The organism is Marivirga aurantiaca (assembly GCF_016679925.1).
GTDB classification, from domain to species: domain Bacteria; phylum Bacteroidota; class Bacteroidia; order Cytophagales; family Cyclobacteriaceae; genus Marivirga; species Marivirga aurantiaca.
Genome location: NZ_JAEQBW010000003.1, coordinates 511,776 through 531,329 on the forward strand (window position 1 = coordinate 511,776; position 19,554 = coordinate 531,329).

Here is a 19,554-nt window from a genome sequence, read left to right on the forward strand (position 1 = left end):
CGGCCTAACCGGGAGAGAGGGAACGAGGGTGAGGCTATAAACACAAAGAAATGATACTCCAATTAGAAAAAAGTATAGATACAAATCAGAAAGAACAGCTGATTAAAGATTTACAGAAGTTTACCAAATCAGTAAATGAGGTACAAACTCAAAAAGGATTTTACCTGGTAGCTCTGGAGAAGAACAATATTGATATCCGTGACATTGGACAATTGCCGGGAGTAAAAGATGTACACGTAGTTTCTGATAATTATCAGCTGGTATCTAAAAAATGGAAAGTAAATCCTGCACAAATTCATTTAAAAGATGGATCTGTTATTTCCCAGAATGACTTTTCCATTATGGCGGGTCCATGCAGCATTGAAAGTGAAGAGCAGGTGGACTCAGTGATCGCTCATTTGGTAGAAAATAATGTAAAGATTATGCGCGGTGGCGTCTACAAGCCCCGTAGCTCTCCCTATTCTTTTCGTGGATTAGGAATGGAAGGCTTAAAAATGTGGTATAAAAAAGCCAAGGCAGCCGGCATATTAATTATTACAGAAGTAATGCAGCTTTCCCAGGTGGAGGAAATGTATGATTTTATCGACATCTATCAGGTAGGTGCAAGAAATACGCAAAACTTCAACTTGTTGGATGAATTGGGTAAAGTAGATAAACCGGTAATGATCAAAAGGGGGGTAAGCGGCACCATCGAAGAGTTGCTGTATTCAGCAGAATATGTATTTAGTGGAGGAAATGAAAACCTGATTTTATGTGAACGAGGTATACGTACATTTGAAAACATGACCCGTAATACATTGGATATTAATGCAATCCCGGTATTAAAAGATAAAACACATTTACCTGTTATCATAGATCCATCCCATGGAATTGGTATCAGAAAGTTTGTGGAGCCGGTAGCATTGGCCGGTATCATGGCTGGGGCCGATGGTGTAATTTTCGAATTGCATCCTGATCCTGAAACAGCTATGTCCGATGGGCAGCAATCTTTGTATTTTGAGGAATCAGCAGCTATGATCAGGAAAATGAACATGGCCTATGAGCTGAGGGGAGAGATGAATTAAAAACATGTGTGAAAGAAGGTGCTACAAATTTTATCTGTTTCACTCCCTATTAACAATTCCAAAGCATATAACTTTGGAATTGTTGCTCTATCATAGGGAAAAACTTCTGTGGCTGATGTATGAATTGCTTTTGATCTTTTAGAAAAGCTGAACCCTTAAATTTAAAAAGAAAGTCTCTAGGTATTTCTGATGAATATTCATAAAAAGTATTATTTTTATTTTTAAATATAAATTTAGAATGAAAAATATAGGCTTTTTATTGCTCCTCCTGTTTTTTGTAATTCCTTTGTACTCCCAACATTTGCCGGACTCAATTCAATCCCTAATTGATAATTCTGCGATTAGTGATTCTTTAAAAGTAAGCGTACTTAATGAGTTTTCTGAGCTTGCAATTCGGGCTGACCCAAAACAAAATTATGCTGCTTTACAACAAGCACTTTCATTACAAGATAAAGTTGGTAATTATCAGAAGGGTATTACTTATATTAACTGGGGCATATATCACTTGTATAAAAATGAATTTGAGAAAACGGATAGTATCTTTAATGCGGCATTGAATTTTTGTGAGCTCTCTGGCGATGAAAGATGCATTGGTCTGGCTTACTCTGAACTTGGAAATTTAAATTATTATCAACAAAACGATACACTGGCAATGAGATATTGGCTTCAGTGTGTAAAGATATTTGAAAGATTGAATGATGAATATCGCCTGGCCCGTCTCTACAATAATCTATCCATTCTATATAGTATTATTGATGACCATGAAAAAGCATTTGAGTTTTTAGAAAAATCAGTGTGGATGAAGGAAAAAATTGGAGATGATAGAGGGCTGGGTTCCGGATATTACAACCTGGGTAGAACCTATTATCTTATGGGGCAAAAAGATTCTGCCCAAATTTATTTAAGAAAGAGCAGATTAATTAGAGAAAAGTTTGATGATAAAAGAGGATTATCCATTACCTATGGAACTATGGGGTTGAATTTTAAAGATCTGGATCAAAAGGATTCAGCCCTGCATTATATTAGAAAAGCAATACATCTTGATTTAGTATTAAATGATTCTATAGCCTTAGAGGATGATCAAATAGGTCTTCTTGAAATTCTTATTCATTTCAATGAAAATGAGGAAGCAATAAAACTTGGTTCAATTTTGGCGTCATCTACTAACCGTGTAAATAAATATAAGGCGTATGAATCATTGTCAACAGCTTCAGCGCAGTTAGGAAGATATAAAGATGCATACAACTATCATTTGCAATTTTCCATGTATAAAGATTCCATTTTTAATGCTGACAGAACAGCTATAATAGATGAATTGGAGAAAAGATATGATACTGAAAAAAAGGAGCAACAAATAGCGGGGCTTGAACAGAAAAATAGGATTAATGAACTTCAGTCACGGCAGGAAAAACAGTATAGATATTTTCTGATACTTACAGCCTTTACGCTTGTATTGATGATTGGCCTGGTATACAGTCGTTATAGAATTAAAATCAAATCAGAAAGAAAGCTTTCTGTTAAGAATGAGCAGCTTTCCGAATTGAATAATACAAAGAACAGACTTTTTAGCATTATAGCACACGATCTGAAGAGTCCGCTCTCAGCATTTAGTATGTTGGTGGGAGCTCTTAAAGAGAATAGTGGAAACTTAAGTAGAGCGGAGCTTGATGAATACCTAAATACAATACTTGACTCTTCAGAAGACATTAATAAGTTGCTCATAAACCTGCTTGACTGGGCACGGATTCAAAGTAACAATATGATCTACAAACCTGAAGACGAAGATATACAGAAAGTTGTAGATAAAGCTTACGAGCCTCTTCGTCTTAGTGCAAAACTTAAAAATCTTTCTTTTATAAATGAAACCTCAGGGTTGGGATATTTTGATGATATTATGATTATAACGATAATTAGAAACCTGATTTCAAATGCTATCAAGTTTACCCCTGAAGGAGGAAGTATTGCTGTTTTTAATGAAGACCAAAACGGATATAATATAATTGTAGTAAAAGACACAGGAATAGGAATGAATAAAAAGGAAATGGCAGAGCTGTTTGAAAGCAAAAGATTAAGCTCTTCTTCTAAAAATGGCACAGGCTTGGGATTGATCATTTGCAGGGATTTGGTAGAAAAACATGGTGGAAAAATAGAAGTTGAGAGTAAAGTAGGTGAAGGTTCAGTATTTAAAATCTTACTTCCGGTAAAACAGGAGCAAATGCAAGTAGCTTCATAGCCTTTTAAATTATAAGGGTTTTTCCTGATGGTTTTTGCAGGTTAATGCCCACATCTTTAGCACATGGAAATTCAAATAACCGTCATAGATGACCATCGGATTGTAAGGGATGGGCTGAAAGCACTACTACTTGGAAATAGGAATATTAAGCTTGTAGGATCTTTCGGTGATCCAATATCCTTTCTCAAATGGCTTGAAGAAAACTCATGCCCGGATGTTACACTTATGGACATCACAATGCCGCAGATGTCAGGTATAGAGTTGACAAGGAAAGTGCTACAGTCAAATCCCAAATCTAAGATCATTGTACTCACGGCTAATACTGCCCGCCATTTTTTAGAGGCCTCTTTAAAAGCAGGAGCAAAAGGGTTTTTATCCAAAGACTGTGAAAAAGAAGAGCTTATCTCTGCTATTGAGCAAGTCTTTTCAGGACACTATTATATTGATCGTTCCCTTAACCAGGACATGGTGCGTAATTATATATCAGCTTTAGAATACTCCACCCCTGACCGTGACTTAACTGAAAGGGAGGTGGATATTGTCCGAGGTTTTGCCAATGGCTTATCCTACCAGGATATCGCTGAAGAGCTTAATATCTCTAAAAAGACTGTTGAGACCCACAAAAGAAGCATTTTCGACAAACTGAATATTTCCAACAATGCGGAACTGGTGAAGTATGCTATCAGAAATAAGATAGTGGAGTTGTAGGAGGTAAGGATTTTTCCCTGTCCGATTCAAGGATTTTCCCCTATTCTGATTCCCCGTTGATTTTAAGTGCTTTGTACTTAAACTAAAGTACAAATCATTATGATCAATCACCATCGAAAAGATTCGTCCAACTCTCCCAGTCGGAAGGGGAGACTCGGGAAGAAAATATCTGCCACCAGAAAAGCAGTATTCAGTCTTTGTCTGATACTGTTAATGTCTTTCATCAACACGTCATTAGCCCAGGTGAACATTACAGGTTCAACGCCAGGTACAACTAATGTGCCTGTTGACCAGAAAGTTATCAGGTTAGATTTTGATCATGCATTGGATGTAATATATGTAAATTCCGATGAGGTATTCCTTTATAATAATGCGATGACTCTTGTAAAAGGATTTATAATTGAACATCAAAATGGAGATAATAAATCATATTTCAGAATGGGAGGGGCACAGCTGCTTCCTAATTCCACTTACCATATGGCCGCCAGCAATGGTTTAGTATTTAAAACTCCAGGTTCACAGAATGTCAGCTATTTTCCGGGAAATACGAGTAATTTTCATTCTTTTACTACAGGTTCTGATACGGCTGATCCTTCTATAAATACCAGTACAGTAAATATTACTCCGGGTGAAATGAAATCCGTAAATGGTGCCGGGCCATTCACAATTCTATTTGATGAAGTTGTCAACTTTGCCGCAGGTAATATCGTTTTTCATGCTTTAGACGCTAATGGTGTTACGAAGAATGTAGATATTAATGCTGGTCAGGTAACAATTACAACTGACAGTGAAACCATTCCATATACAGTGTTGACAATTGACCCTCAAGAGCCGTTGATCAGTAATGGAATAGCAGAATATTATGTGAGTTTTCCATTGGCCACTGATCTTAGTGGAAATTCAGCTTCTTTGGGTGACATATCGCGAAAATTTAGAGTGACTTCAGTATATGCAGGAAATTCAGCTCCAACTAATATTACATTGGGTAATTCCACAGTAGTTGAGAATAATTTGGTTGGAGCCAATATTGGTAATTTTTCTACCACTGACGCTAATGTAGGAGATACACATACCTACAGCTTAGTGTCAGGTGAGGGGGATCAGGATAATGCAAACTTCACTATTGATAATAATAGTTTAAAAGCGGCTAGATCATTTGATTTTGAAGAAAAAAGCAGTTACAGTATCCGTGTACGTACTAGTGACGGATTTCCTAATGGGACTTTTGAGAAAAGTTTTACCATCAATATCACCAATTTTGATGAAGCACCTACTGGCATTACTTTATCACCAAATAATTTAGAAGATAATAATGCCGTTAATGCTATTATTGGATCCTTCTCTACAGTTGATGAAGATAACAGTGATAGCTATACATACGCTCTGGTAGCGGGCGCTGGCAGTACAGATAATGGTAGCTTTAATATAAGCGGCAACAACCTAAGGGCTTCTGTAGTTTTTGATTATGACATTAAAAACTCTTTCAGCATACGTGTCAGGGTTAATGACACTGGAGGTGGAATTTTTGAACAGGTTTTCACCATTAACATTGTTGATTATATAGCACCTCCCGCCTTAGTTGCCACTTCTCCAACTATAGATGATACTGATGTTGATGCCACCTTAAGCCAGGTCACTTTGAATTTCGATCGTCCGGTTTACCAAGGGACAACAGGATATTTATATGTGCGGGATATAACTAATGCAACTCTTAAAAAAGGTTTTGCGCACAGTAGTACTGGAATATCGGGATGGGGAACAAACACGTTGTCATTTGATGTGTCGGATGTTACTTTTGTTAAAGGAATTGAATATGAAATATTTACAAATTCAGATTATTTTGCCAGTACTGAGGGTACCCTGTTCCGACTCGAAAGTAATATCTACAGGTTTACCATTGATAATACTGGCCCTCAAATAGTATCAGTTACACCTGCCGCATCATCTACGGGAATATCGGTATTTACAAATGTTACTATTGAGTTTGATGAACCTGTATTCACCGGAGCTCCAGCTGAGAACCTTTTTACATTAAAAAATACCGGCACAAATGAATACACTTATATAAATCGGGACGATGCCATCTATAATGGTAATCAAGTTACCATACCAGTAACTGGAAGCCTTGATTATAATACCTTATATTGGTTTTATTTAACCTCGGGTACTTTTTATGACGCCTCAGGAAACTCTTCAGCAGGCAGCAATATTTCTACCACCACTACTTTTACAACAGAAGAAAAGTCAAATGAGGCACCAACGGGTATTCAAATCTCTTCAAACTCTATTTTTGAGCTCCTCGCTGCCAACACAGAAGTAGGTCAACTAACCTCTACTGATCCCAATGCTGGTGACACGCATACATATACCCTGGTTTCAGGAGTTGGCAGCACTGATAATGCCAGCTTCAATATTAGTGGGGATCAACTTCGGAGCAGCATTATGTTTGATTTTGAAACTAAGGAAAGTTATTCTATAAGAGTAAGATCAACAGACCAGGACGGACTGTTTTATGAAAGACAATTTGCTGTTGCCATTGAGAATGCTAATGATGCACCTCACAATCTAACCTTATCCTCTACATCAATAGATGAAGGAAATGCCATTAATGCTATAATAGGTACATTTAGTGCTACAGATGAAGATGCAGGAGATACACAGTTTTTTGATTTCACCACAGGTGCAGGTGATGATGATAATAATAATGTCTTCAATATTGTTGGAAACGAACTGAGGGCAAGCAACACCTTCGATTATGAGACTAAAAGCAGCTACAGCATACTTATAGCAGTATTTGATGCGTCTGGCGATTTTGACCTACAACAATTTACTATCTCTATCAATGACGTAGTAGAAGTTGTTCAACAACCTTTTATCACCACCTGGCAAACAACAACTCCCAGTGAAACCATAACGATACCTACCACAGGCATAGGCTACAACTATACAGTAGATTGGGGTGACGGCACAGTGGAAAATGGATTTACTGGCAATGCTATACATGAATACGCAACAGCAGGTACTTATACCGTAAGCATTTCAGGAGATTTTCCACGGATTTACTTTGCAAATGCAGGTGACAAGGCTAAAATAATGACTATAGAGCAGTGGGGAGATATAGCTTGGGCAAATATGGCTCATGCATTTTCGGGGTGTAACAACTTAACTTATAATGCAACAGATCAGCCGGATCTTTCAGCAGTAGAATATATGTCAGGAATGTTTAAGGGAGCACTCTCTTTTAACGGTGCTATTGGGGATTGGGATGTAAGTAATGTCATCAGTATGAGCCAAATGTTTTATTATGCTTCAAGTTTTAACCAGGATTTGAGCAATTGGGTTGTGACCAATGTCCAGGATATGAGATATATGTTTGCTGAGGCTGAAAATTTTAATCAGGATATTAGTAACTGGAATGTGATTAATGTAACGAACATGAGAAATATGTTCGAATCATCTGGTTTCAATCAAAACATTAGTTCCTGGGATGTAGGTAAGGTTCAGGTTATGACTGCTATGTTTTATAACAACTCAGCGTTCAATCAGGATATTTCAGGCTGGAATGTAGGTGTTGTTGAACAAATGGAGATAATGTTTAAAGATGCTACTTCATTCAATCAGGATTTAAGTACCTGGAATGTAACCGCAGCAACTAATATGGTCCAAATGTTTAGTTCTGCAGGTTTGTCAATGGTCAACTATGATAACACCTTGGCAGGATGGGCAGCTCAAACCGTTCAAAGTGGGGTTACATTAGGAGCAACAGGTTTGGAGTATTGCAATGGTGAAGCAGCCAGAAATACGCTGATTAATACCTATGGATGGACTATTTCTGGTGATTCTAAAGCTTGTCCCAATAATGCACCTACTGCAATAGCTTTAAGTGTAGCGTCCATTGATGAAAACAATACAGTAGGCGATGTGATTGGTCAGCTTTCTACAACAGATGCTGATGGCTCCGATGCCCATACATATTCATTAGTAGCAGGAACTGGAGATAGCGATAATTCCAGCTTCACAATAAACGGTAACGACTTAGAAGCAAATGAAGTATTTGACTTCGAAATCAAATCAAGCTACAGTATCCGTGTACAAAGCAACGATGGCAACGGTGGAACATTTGAAGAAACCTTTACCATCACCATCAACGATGTATTTGAAAACACTGCACCTACAGATATATCTTTAAGCACTTCGTCTATTGCTGAAAATAACAGTGTTGGAGATTTAGTAGCCACCATTTCAACAACAGATATGGATGCCGGACAATCTTTCACCTATTCCCTGGCAAATGGAGCAGGAGATACTGACAACTCATCTTTCAGTATCTCAGGCAGTCAGCTTATAGCAGAAGTAGCTTTTGATTTCGAATCTAAATCAAGCTACAATGTAAGGATTAAAACCAACGATGGCGCTGGGGGCTCCTTTACTAAAAGCTTTATAATAACAGTGACCGATCTGGACGAAAGCGGGAACACCAGTCCAACTGATCTGCAATTAACCAGTTCTACAATTGATGAAAATAATGCCATAGGTGATATTGTAGGTTCTTTTACCACCACTGACCCTGATGCCACTGATGTACATTCATACGAACTGGTACCTGGCAACGGTGATACTGACAATATCAGATTTACTATTGATGATGATCAGCTTAAAGCTAACACAGTTTTTGACTTTGAAACCAAAAGCAGCTATAGCATCAGGGTCAGGACCAGCGATGGAAATGGTGGAACACACTCCAAAGCATTTGCCATTACAATTATTAATGTGGAGGAGAAGCTTGATCAAATTATCACTTTTGAGCCGTTGACCGGAAAAAAATACGGTGATGATGAGTTTGAATTAACAGCCACATCAAACTCAGGATTAGCGGTTACTTTTAGTAGTTCAGATGAAACTGTAGCATCTGTTTCAGGTAGTACAGTGACCATTGTAGGGGCAGGAACAACTACTATTATTGCTTCTCAATCCGGTGATGTTGACTATCATCCTGCCGAGGCGGTGGAACAAAGCTTTAGCATAACAAAAACAAGCCTATCTGTTACCGCAGATGACCAAAATATCATCTATGGTGATGACTTGCCTGAATTGACATATACTATTACAGGTTTTGTGTATAGTGAAAATGAAAGCAGTTTAAGTAGTCCGGTGGAGCTAAGCGTTAGTGCAGATGTTAATAGTGATGCAGGAGAATATGTTATTAGTGCCTCGGGAGCAGTTGCTGATAATTATACTTTTAGCTACACGAATGCTATATTGACTATCAATAAAGCAAATCAAAGTATCCACATTGCTGCTGTTGAAGACATAGATATTGACGAAACTACTGAGGTATTATTAAGTGCCACAAGCTCTTCAGGTTTGCCAGTAAGTTATGAGATAGTAAGTGGGCCAGCCACTTTGAACGACAATGTACTTAATCTTACAGGAACTGGTACGGTAGAGGTAAGAGCATTACAGGAAGGCAACCAAAATTATAATCCAGCCGTGGCTACGACTACTTTCAGAGTGGTAGAAGACCCGTGCGCGGGATTTGTTGCCTCAGCAATAGTATTACAAAATCCCAGCTGCAATGGCGAGGTAAGTGGAAGTTTTGAAATAAATTTAGACAATGGTACAGCTCCTTTTACTTACAGTTACGGTGGTACAGTGCAAGATGATGGTTTATTTGAAAATGTTGGGCTGGGGGAGTATGAAGTGATAGTGACTGATATAAACGGATGTCAGGCTACTGTAAACGTAAGCATTACAGAACCAGAATCTATCAGCATTTCAGCAGAAGTTACTGATAATACCAGTATCAATGGAAATGGTAGTATTTCATTGACAATAAGTGGAGGAACGGGAGATTATAGCTATGATTGGAGTAATGGAGCAACTACTGCTATTATCACAGATCTGGAAATAGGCGAGTACACTGTAACAGTTACTGATGAAGCTGGATGTATATTAACAGAAAGCTTTATGATAGGAGGAGTTACGGCTAATGCAGAGAAATTGGGACAGCAAATTAAAATTTATCCTAATCCTACTTTAGATATAGTAACCCTTCAACATGAAAAAGAGATGAAAATTATAAAACTGTACGATGCTACAGGTAAGTTACTTCAAAATTACTCCTGCAAGGGTAGAGAGGCTAACTTGAACATTCAGCACTTACCCTCCGGGCTTTACTTTATTCAACTAGAAAATAGTATGGAATTGCACAGGATTTTGAAAAAATAAACAGACATAATAGTTATTAAATAATTGAGATGAAAAAGTTCACATACATATTTATAATGATAGCCTATATAAGCTACTCATGTAAAACTGAAGTCAATATCAACCCAATTGAAGAGGTTCAGCAGGAACTGCTGGAGTCTCTTCAAGGAACTTGGACAGTTGTTGAGACACGTAAAGACAATACACTTATCACTGATTTTAATGATTTTACCTTGACAATATCCGGTAAAACCTATTCTACTGAAAATGGATCTCCGGTATGGCCCACAAATGGTATTTTTGATTTTAATAGTGTAGAGATTGAAAATGAATTTATACGTCAGGATGGAAGAATTTTTACAATGACTAAGAATAATGATGTATTAATGGTTTCTATTCTTTATGAGGAAAATAATGCAAGAGGAGAGTATGGGAGGTATGAGTTCATACTGGAATAAAGAAATCCATCAGACACAAGGTTTAGAAACTACTTTATCAGTAAATGATAATCAGCACTTTCTATTTTCAGCTGTTGATTTAATGTAGCTGAAACAATCAACTTCCTTTGTTTTATATCAAAAGAGGGTAGCCTGAATAGGGCTCCCTCTTTTTAGAGTATAATTGTGTATAAGCTTCATTGCATCGAAAAAATGCCTTTAAAATTTAAGCCAAAAAAAAGCTGTTGGTGTCAACCAACAGCTTTACTAATATATCGTGGGTTAATAAATCCTAAAAATCCTAAAAACAACTTAGACACCTATACACCTAATTGCATCAATACTTTTTAAGCAACCCTCAAATTCTTGAATTTAGACTTTTCAAATTTTGATTTGGCATAATTGGCATCAATCACAAGTTTTCCTTCTTCATCATCTCCATCAAACTCGAACATAGCATCTGTCATAATTACCTCGCAGATAGATCGAAGACCACGGGCACCCAATTTGAAATCAACAGCTTTTTCAACTATGTAGTCCAGAGCAGATTCTTTAATTGTCAAATCAATATGCTCCATTTCAAACAGCTTCTGATATTGTTTGATTAGCGCATTCTTAGGTTCAGTTAAAATTAACTTAAGCGTTTCTTTGCTTAATGGATCTAAATGAGTCAATACAGGCAATCTACCTATTAATTCAGGAATCAAACCAAAGTTTTTCAAATCCTGAGCTGTGATATATTGTAATAAATTATCTTTATCAACCACTAACTCATCCTCTGCATCGGCATTCATGAAGCCTAGTGGTGTAGTATTTAGCCTTGAAGCAATGCTTCTGCTGATACCATCAAATGCACCTCCGCATATAAAAAGAATATTTTCAGTGTTAACATTGATCATCTTCTGATCAGGATGTTTTCTGCCACCTTGAGGCGGTACGTTTACCGAAGTACCTTCCAGTAATTTCAACATTGCTTGTTGTACACCTTCTCCACTTACATCTCTTGTAATGGAAGGGTTATCAGATTTTCTGGCAATTTTATCCAGTTCATCAATATAAACAATTCCCCTTTCAGCAGCTTCCACATTATAATCAGCAGCTTGTAACAATCTTGTGAGAATGCTTTCAACATCTTCACCAACGTAACCTGCTTCAGTTAAAACAGTTGCATCAGCAATGCAAAAGGGCACCTGAAGTACTTTGGCTAATGTTTTGGCCAAATAAGTTTTTCCGGTACCTGTTTCCCCAACCATAATGATATTTGATTTTTCAATCATCACATCATCGTTAGAGTTTTTCTGCATTAAGCGTTTATAATGGTTATAAACAGCTACAGACATTATTTTTTTAGCTTCATCCTGACCGACAACATACTGATCCAAGTGTTTTTTCATTTCAACCGGTCTGATCAGATTGAATTTCGGATTCTTTGAAGAGGTTTTTGTCTTCACTTCCTCCTGTAGGATTTGTTGTGCCTGAACAATACATTTATCACAAATATGTGCATGTATGCCCGATATCATCAAATCCACGTCTTTCTTATTTCGTCCGCAAAACGAACACGTCACTTGTGCGTTGTCTTCTGCCATCATTTTCTCGCTAAAACTTCATCAATCAATCCATATTCCTTAGCATCTTTGGCTATCAACCAGAAATCTCTGTCGGAATCTTTTTCTATCTGCTTATAGGTTTTACCGCTATGTTTTGATAGTATTTTATATAAATCTTCTTTCACAGCAAGCGTCTGCTTCAATGATATTTCCATATCAGATGCTTGTCCCTGCATACCACTCATTGGTTGGTGAATCATGATTCTGGAATGCGGTAAGGCAGATCTTTTCTTTTCAGCACCACCGGCTAATAATACAGCTCCCATGCTGGCAGCCAATCCTGTACAAATGGTTCCCACATCAGGAGTGACATATTGCATGGTATCATATATGCCTAACCCAGCATAAACGGATCCACCAGGGCTGTTTATATATAAACTAATGTCTTTTTTGGCATCTACTGACTGTAAAAACAACAACTGTGCAGTAATAATATTTGCAATATTGTCATCTACTTGCATACCTAGAAAGATAATTCTGTCCATTATTAATCTTGAAAAAACGTCTATTTCTCTGAAATTAGTAGGCCTTTCTTCAATAACGGAGCGTGTCATGTTCTCAACTTGTTGTACATATTGGTCAACGTGACTGCCTGGTATTCTTTCACCTTTTACAGCGAATTTTCTAAATTCCTCTTTATTAATCATTTAAATATCTTTAAGTATTACAAAATTAAAAAAAAAGTCCTTTTTTAAAAGGACTTTCATTATAACGATACTATTTATCTTTAGTTCTTCTCAACGGCCTTTTTGAAACCATCCAAATCAACTTTCTTTTCTTTTATGGTAATTAGCGATTTTACATGGTCCATTACTTTAATATTGAGTAACTCCTCAAAAACTTTTCGATAGTTTTCGCCTTTCTCACCTTGTAAATAATTATTGGCAAAGTTGTCCAAATTCTCTTCCAACTGCTCTGACATGCCGTAAGCTCCAAATTGCTGCTTGATAAGATTTTTAGTGTGAGTCATAATATCTTCATGTTCCACTTTTAAATCTTTATTATCAGCAGCAACTTTGTTTTTGATAAGATTCCAACGCAGATCTTTCGTATAAAGATCGTATTCTTTATCAATTTGCTCCTGGGTGATTTTACCCTGATTGCTTAAGAGTAACCATTTTTTTAGAAATTCATCCGGTAAATCAATCTTTGTTTTTTCTACCAAAGTATTCTGAACATCACGATTTAATAAGTTTTCAGTTTCTCTGTTGTAGTTCTCAGAAATAGTTTCTTTAATTTTTTCATTAAATTCTTCTTCTGATTTAACAGCATCTTTACCAAATACTTTGTCAAACAATTCTTGATTGATTTCAGCAGGCTTAGTCCTTTTTATATCAGTAACTTTAAAAACATATTCCCCATCAGGGTTGATAGAACCTGGTTCATTCTGGCCTATAAATCTGGACTTTGCTTCTTCTGATTCAAATGCCTTAGCTACTTCAAGTTTTAACTCGGTATCCTTTTTAACGCCTGTATAATTCTTCTGAGCTTTTTTCTCTAAATCTTCTAAAGGTAAAATTACTCTTTCTTGTATCTCGCCATCTTCGGTACTCAATACACCTTCTAAAGTATCACCGGCAGCACTTTCCTCTACCGATTCAGTCTCACCGTATTGTTTTTTAAGGTTGTCAAAGGTCTCATTCATTGCCTTTTTATCTACCTCAATTACATACTTTTCAATTTTTAATTTGTCATCAAGCTTTAGCTCAAACTCGTCAACAAGTCCTAAATCATATTCAAATTCAAATTCTTTTGGACTATCCCAATCAATAGCTTCAGCTTTTTCCTGGTTAGGTAGCGGTTCACCTAAAATTTGCAAATCATTTTCCTTTATATAATCATTTAATGATTTTGATAGTAATTGATTTATTTCCTCAACCAATATGCTTTTACCATAAAGTTTCTTAATATAGGAGCTGGGTACTTTTCCCGGGCGGAAGCCTTTGATGTTGGCCTTTTTTCCATACTCTTTTATTTTTTGTTCAACATTAGGTTGATAATCAGCTTCGTTTATTATAATTTTAATAGAAGCGTTGGCGGAATCCTTTTTGTTGATTGTAATGTCCAAAATTGTTCTGTTTTAGATGTTGTGTAATATGAAAAAACCCTCAATTTAGGTATATTTATACGAAAATTAAGGGTTGATTTTTGTGTGCGGATGAAGGGACTCGAACCCCCATGCCGTAAAGCGCTAGATCCTAAGTCTAGTGCGTCTACCAATTTCGCCACATCCGCTTTTGTAAAATTGAAGTGCAAATGTAATAATAATAATTTTCATTGCAAATTGAGATTGATAATTTTTATCGTTTATTTTGTTTTAAGAATAAGATTGAATTTATGCTAAATATAGATGTTGAAGAAGAACGTAAAGTAATTCTTCGCGAATACAGAAAGTTACTCAAGAAAGCTAAGCCATTTTTAAAAGATGGTGATGCCAAATTGATTAAGAAAGCTTTTTTGACTTCCCTTGAAGCTCATAAAGATATGCGAAGAAAGTCTGGGGAGCCCTATATTTTGCATCCTATCGCAGTGGCAACCATTGCAGTTGAAGAAATAGGATTAGGTACTACCTCAATTATTGCTGCTTTATTGCATGATGTTGTTGAAGATACAGACTGGGAAATGGAGGATATCGAAAGGGAGTTTGGAATGAAAGTAGCTCCTATTATAGATGGTCTCACCAAGATTTCAGGTGTTTTCGAGTATGGTACATCCCAACAAGCGGAAAATTTTAGAAAGATGTTGTTGACACTTTCTAAAGATGTAAGGGTAATCCTGATTAAACTGGCAGACAGGTTGCATAACATGCGTACACTTGAAAGCATGCCTCGTAACAAACAATTAAAGATTACCTCTGAAACCATTTACTTGTATGCTCCTTTAGCCCACCGTCTTGGCCTGTATGCTATCAAGTCCGAATTGGAAGATTTACACCTTAAATACACTGAAAATGAGGTTTATAGGGATATAGCGGCTAAAATAAACGAGACACGGGCAGCCAGGCAAAAATTCATCAGGAATTTTATTGGCCCTGTTGAAGGCGAATTAGATAAACTAAAATGGCCTTACAACATAAAAGGAAGACCAAAATCAATTTATTCTATTTGGAATAAAATGAAAAAGCAGAACATTCCTTTTGAAGAAGTTTATGATCTTTTTGCCATTCGTATAATAGTGGATGCCCCCGTAGAGAATGAAAAAGCAGCATGTTGGGAGGTTTATTCTATTGTTACAGATTTTTATAAGCCAAACCCTGACCGCCTGCGCGATTGGATATCCACCCCTAAAGCCAATGGATATGAATCATTGCATACTACGGTAATGAGTGAAAAAGGACAATGGGTAGAAGTACAAATTCGCACCAAAAGAATGGATGATATTGCTGAAAAAGGCTATGCAGCTCATTGGAAATACAAGGATAGTTATACTAACCCCGAACAAACACGGCTTGAACAATGGATTTCCCGGGTACGTGAAATGCTTGAATCCAATGATACCAGCGCCATTGAGTTTGTCGATGATTTCCGTTCTAACCTTTTTTCAGATGAGGTATTTGTTTTTACACCTAAAGGTGATCTTAAAACATTGCCCAATAGATCTACAGCTCTGGATTTTGCTTTCGATATCCACACAGAAGTAGGGGCTAAATGTCTGGGTGCAAAAGTGAACCAGAAATTAGTGCCTCTTAATTATGAGTTAAAAAATGGTGATCAGGTAGAGATACTTACTTCTAACAAACAAAAGCCAAGTAAAGATTGGCTACGCTTTGTAGTTAGCTCCAAGGCTAAGTCCAAAATTAAAGATCTCCTCAAGGAAGATAAGAAAATGGCGGCCTTAGAGGGGAAAGAGATAGTATTCAGGAAATTAAAACAAATGAAAATTGATCCTCGTGATGAGGTGATTAACAAGATTAGAGCCTATTTTGATGAAAAAACCCCATTGGATTTATATTATGGCATTGCTACCGGAAAACATGATGCGAAACTTATCAAGCGCTTTCAGGAAGAAGTACTCAAGGAAAAAGACAATAGCAATCACCGAATCCAATCATTAAATGATGCAAATTCTTTTGAACGGGAACTGAAAAAAGTCAAAGGTCAGGATATGCTACTGATAGGAGAAGACCTTGATGTAGTAGATTATAAAATTGCCGCATGTTGTAATCCTATCCCTGGTGATGAAGTTTTTGGTTTCGTTACCGTAAATGAAGGAATAAAAATTCATCGAACATCTTGTCCTAATGCACCTGAACTTTTATCCAATCATGGAAACAGGGTGATAAAAGCCAGATGGACTTCCCAGCAGGAAATTGCATTTTTGGCAGGCTTGCAAATTATTGGAACTGACAGGGTGGGTCTCATCAGCGATGTAACACAAATTATTTCAAGTGAATTGAAAGTAAACATGCAATCCATTTCTGTAGATACTAAAGACGGAATTTTTGAAGGTAAAATTCACTTATTTGTGCAGAGTACTAAGCATTTAGATAAATTGATAGACAAATTAAAGGCAGTTCGAGGGATTGTTAAGGTGAATCGTTACGATTAACATCTAATTTTCTATATTTGCGATCAAGAATGGGAGGATTAGTATGGTACTGAATGAAAAGGTTTTTAAAGAAGTAAAACAAATATTTACAGCATATCTGGAAAACAAGGGGTTGAGAAAAACACCTGAAAGATATGCTATACTGGAAGAAATCTATTCGCGTACAGGTCATTTTGATGTAGAATCCCTGTATATAAGCATGAAGAATAAAAATTACAGGGTCAGCAGGGCTACTGTATATAATACATTGGATTTGCTGGTGGAATGTGACTTGGTAAGTAAACATCAGTTTGGCCGTAATTTGGCTCAATACGAAAAATCTTATGGATACAAACAACATGATCATGTGATCTGCGCAGAATGTCACAAGGTTGTGGAATTCTGCGATCCCAGAATTCAAAACATTAAAACAATGGTGGGGGATTTACTGAATTTCAAAATCATGCATCATTCCCTAAACTTATATGGCATTTGTGGAGATTGCCAAGCCAAATTAAAATCTGAATCTTAATGAAGTACGAAAAAGAAATTATTGATAATATTCTATTATTAAAACTCTCAGGAGACCTTATCGGGGAAAATAACGGCCCCGGCTTAGTAGAAGTTTTAAATGAGCATATTAATAAAGGTGTATATAAATGCATCATTGACATGTCAGAGGTACGCTATATGAATAGTAGTGGAATTGGGGTTTTAATTACTATTTTAACTAAACTACGTAACAAAAATGGGGAAGTGGTTTTGCTGCAGCCATCTGATCAAGTGAAAAAACTACTCATCATTACTAAATTAAATAATATCTTCTCGTTTTTTGAATCGAAAGAAGAAGCGGTTCAAAACCTGAAGTAGTGAAATGAACTAACTCTTTATAAGATGTTTGAGACTTCGGTAAACAAATGTCTCATTTTACTTGAAAATGAAATTAATACTAATTCATAACAAAAGCTTATTTAAAATCAAATAGGCTTATCTACAACTATTTTTATTGAATCAACATGGATGTTTTATTAGGCTTACAATGGGGTGACGAAGGAAAAGGCAAGGTGGTTGACGTACTTGCTCCACAATATGATATGGTTGCACGTTTTCAGGGCGGTCCCAATGCAGGGCACACTTTAGAATTTGACGGAATCAAACATGTATTGCATCAAATCCCAAGTGGTATCTTCAGGAAAAGAATTGATAATGTAATTGGCAACGGAGTAGTACTTGATCCTGTGATCTTTAAAAAAGAGATTGAAAAGCTAAGCCCTTTTAATATTGATTTTACCCAGAATCTGTATATTTCTAATAAGGCACAGTTAATCCTTCCTACACATAGGTTGCTTGATGCTGCTTATGAAAAAGCAAAAGGGAATAAGAAAATAGGATCTACTTTAAAAGGTATCGGTCCAACATATCAGGATAAAATCGCACGGCTTGGATTAAGGGTGGGAGATATCATCGAATCCAATTTTGAGGAAAAATACAGAAACCTGGTAGATGTTCATCAGGGTATTTTGGAATTCTACCGACATGAGTATGACTTAAGTCCTTTAGAAACTGAGTTTTTCGAAGCTATTGAGTTTTTAAAGACATTTAATATAAAGAGTACGGAGTACCTAATAAACAACGATCTTAAAAGCGGGAAAAAAATATTGGCGGAAGGGGCACAAGGCTCCTTACTTGATGTCGATTTCGGAAGTTATCCTTTTGTAACAAGTTCTAATACCATGACAGCCGGAGTTTGCACTGGTTTGGGAGTAGCACCTAATACCATCAAAAATGTTTTTGGCATTTTCAAAGCGTACTGTACAAGAGTCGGGAGTGGACCGTTCCCAACAGAGTTATTTGACGAAGATGGAGTCAAGCTACAAAAGCTAGGGAATGAGTTTGGTGCTACAACTGGCAGGCCGAGAAGATGTGGTTGGTTAGATATTCCCGCATTAAAATATGTAGTAATGATTAATGGAGTCACCGAACTTTTTATGATGAAAGCAGATGTGCTGTGTGACTTTAAAACTATCAAAATATGTACGACTTATAAGTTGGCTGATGGTACTACCACTGATGAGTTTCCTTATGATATAGTAGATAAAGAAATTACACCTATATATAAGGAGATGGAAGGATGGAACACTTCTCTCGATTCTGTAACTGGCTTTGATGATATGCCTGTGGCTTTAGTTAATTATATAAAGTTTATTGAAGAACAATTAGGTGTTCCAATCAACTTGGTATCTATGGGGCCGGACAGAACCCAGACCATCCTAAGAGATCATTAATTGTTGTTGAGTGAACTGATAAAACAGCTTAGCTATTGAAAGAGCTAAGCTGTTTTTATATTTTCAATGTCCCTAGCTATAGTCATTCATAAGCATTTTCAAACATTGAAATTATTTTTCAATGTTAAGTTGTTGAGAAATAATACCTTAAGGTAATAGCTAGAATAAATTACAAAAAAGTTTTGTTTGTGGTATGGCAAAAGCAGAAATCTTTCTTACCTTTGTCAACCCAAAAGAGGGGTAGTGAATTGAGAGTTGATGATTTAATAATAAGCCTTTAGAAATTTTTCTCTTTTTATTTTAAATAAAGTTGTGTGATTAAAATTTAATCACTTATCTTTGCACTCCCAAACGGGAACAACAGTAATTAAAGCGCAAGCAGTTTTAATTGGAGGGTATTGAAATACTGATTTAAGAGGGATGGGAAAAGGAGCTGAGAGTTCATAAAAGACTGACAGTAAACGTTTAAAAACTTTCTCAATT

The 19,554-nt window shown here is 36.5% G+C and carries 12 protein-coding genes and 1 tRNA gene; 9 read left to right on the forward strand and 4 right to left on the reverse strand.

The window, feature by feature from the left end; all coding sequences use genetic code 11:
• Positions 1-50: 50 nt before the first annotated feature.
• From JKA74_RS10235 to JKA74_RS10255, 5 genes are all read left to right on the forward strand, one after another.
• A complete protein-coding gene (locus JKA74_RS10235) occupies positions 51-1,064 on the forward strand; it encodes a bifunctional 3-deoxy-7-phosphoheptulonate synthase/chorismate mutase (protein WP_201431077.1) in 1,014 nt (337 codons plus the stop codon).
• A 238-nt stretch (positions 1,065-1,302) separates the two neighbouring features.
• Positions 1,303-3,297, forward strand: coding sequence for a tetratricopeptide repeat-containing sensor histidine kinase (locus JKA74_RS10240; protein WP_201431078.1), 1,995 nt, complete (start codon positions 1,303-1,305; stop codon positions 3,295-3,297).
• Positions 3,298-3,360: 63 nt separating this feature from the next.
• Entirely contained in the window at positions 3,361-4,005 is a 645-nt protein-coding gene (locus tag JKA74_RS10245; RefSeq protein ID WP_201431079.1) for a response regulator, read from the forward strand.
• A gap of 99 nt (positions 4,006-4,104) precedes the next feature.
• The gene (locus tag JKA74_RS10250) at positions 4,105-10,233 is read left to right on the forward strand and encodes a BspA family leucine-rich repeat surface protein (RefSeq protein WP_201431080.1); all 6,129 of its coding nucleotides are present in this window, start codon (positions 4,105-4,107) and stop codon (positions 10,231-10,233) included.
• Positions 10,234-10,262: 29 nt separating this feature from the next.
• A complete protein-coding gene (locus JKA74_RS10255) occupies positions 10,263-10,670 on the forward strand; it encodes a hypothetical protein (protein WP_201431081.1) in 408 nt (135 codons plus the stop codon).
• A gap of 326 nt (positions 10,671-10,996) precedes the next feature.
• On the opposite strand, the gene clpX is transcribed toward JKA74_RS10255, so the two are convergent.
• From clpX to JKA74_RS10275, 4 genes are all read right to left on the reverse strand, one after another.
• Complete coding sequence (clpX, locus tag JKA74_RS10260) at positions 10,997-12,238, reverse strand: ATP-dependent Clp protease ATP-binding subunit ClpX (RefSeq protein WP_201431111.1); 1,242 nt, start codon at positions 12,236-12,238, stop codon at positions 10,997-10,999.
• The gene (locus JKA74_RS10265; RefSeq protein WP_201431082.1) at positions 12,238-12,906 is read right to left on the reverse strand and encodes a ClpP family protease; all 669 of its coding nucleotides are present in this window, start codon (positions 12,904-12,906) and stop codon (positions 12,238-12,240) included. Before JKA74_RS10265 ends, clpX begins: the two co-directional genes overlap by 1 nt.
• A gap of 80 nt (positions 12,907-12,986) precedes the next feature.
• Positions 12,987-14,327 carry a trigger factor gene (tig, locus tag JKA74_RS10270; protein ID WP_201431083.1) on the reverse strand — a complete coding sequence of 447 codons (1,341 nt, stop codon included), beginning with the start codon at positions 14,325-14,327 and terminating at the stop codon, positions 12,987-12,989.
• 85 nt (positions 14,328-14,412) lie between these two features.
• Positions 14,413-14,494: transfer RNA gene (locus JKA74_RS10275), tRNA-Leu, on the reverse strand.
• 102 nt (positions 14,495-14,596) lie between these two features.
• Here JKA74_RS10275 and JKA74_RS10280 point away from each other — a divergent pair.
• The 4 genes from JKA74_RS10280 (at position 14,597) to JKA74_RS10295 (ending at position 19,071) form a co-directional block, all read left to right on the forward strand.
• Entirely contained in the window at positions 14,597-16,807 is a 2,211-nt protein-coding gene (locus tag JKA74_RS10280) for a RelA/SpoT family protein (RefSeq protein ID WP_201431084.1), read from the forward strand.
• Positions 16,808-16,850: 43 nt separating this feature from the next.
• Positions 16,851-17,318 (forward strand): Fur family transcriptional regulator, encoded by a 468-nt coding sequence (locus tag JKA74_RS10285; protein WP_201431085.1) that lies wholly within the window; start codon positions 16,851-16,853, stop codon positions 17,316-17,318.
• Positions 17,318-17,656 carry an STAS domain-containing protein gene (locus tag JKA74_RS10290; RefSeq protein WP_201431086.1) on the forward strand — a complete coding sequence of 113 codons (339 nt, stop codon included), beginning with the start codon at positions 17,318-17,320 and terminating at the stop codon, positions 17,654-17,656. Before JKA74_RS10285 ends, JKA74_RS10290 begins: the two co-directional genes overlap by 1 nt.
• A gap of 140 nt (positions 17,657-17,796) precedes the next feature.
• Complete coding sequence (locus JKA74_RS10295) at positions 17,797-19,071, forward strand: adenylosuccinate synthase (RefSeq protein ID WP_201431112.1); 1,275 nt, start codon at positions 17,797-17,799, stop codon at positions 19,069-19,071.
• Positions 19,072-19,554 lie beyond the last annotated feature (483 nt).

Excerpts from the sequence above, each read along its gene's own strand:
- JKA74_RS10235 (WP_201431077.1), top strand. The coding sequence starts at position 51 with ATGATACTCCAATTAGAAAAAAGTATAGATACAAATCAGAAAGAACAG.
- JKA74_RS10240 (WP_201431078.1), top strand. The coding sequence starts at position 1,303 with ATGAAAAATATAGGCTTTTTATTGCTCCTCCTGTTTTTTGTAATTCCT.
- JKA74_RS10245 (WP_201431079.1), top strand. The coding sequence starts at position 3,361 with ATGGAAATTCAAATAACCGTCATAGATGACCATCGGATTGTAAGGGAT.
- JKA74_RS10250 (WP_201431080.1), top strand. The coding sequence starts at position 4,105 with ATGATCAATCACCATCGAAAAGATTCGTCCAACTCTCCCAGTCGGAAG.
- JKA74_RS10255 (WP_201431081.1), top strand. The coding sequence starts at position 10,263 with ATGAAAAAGTTCACATACATATTTATAATGATAGCCTATATAAGCTAC.
- clpX (WP_201431111.1), bottom strand. The coding sequence starts at position 12,238 with ATGGCAGAAGACAACGCACAAGTGACGTGTTCGTTTTGCGGACGAAAT.
- JKA74_RS10265 (WP_201431082.1), bottom strand. The coding sequence starts at position 12,906 with ATGATTAATAAAGAGGAATTTAGAAAATTCGCTGTAAAAGGTGAAAGA.
- JKA74_RS10280 (WP_201431084.1), top strand. The coding sequence starts at position 14,597 with ATGCTAAATATAGATGTTGAAGAAGAACGTAAAGTAATTCTTCGCGAA.
- JKA74_RS10285 (WP_201431085.1), top strand. The coding sequence starts at position 16,851 with ATGGTACTGAATGAAAAGGTTTTTAAAGAAGTAAAACAAATATTTACA.
- JKA74_RS10290 (WP_201431086.1), top strand. The coding sequence starts at position 17,318 with ATGAAGTACGAAAAAGAAATTATTGATAATATTCTATTATTAAAACTC.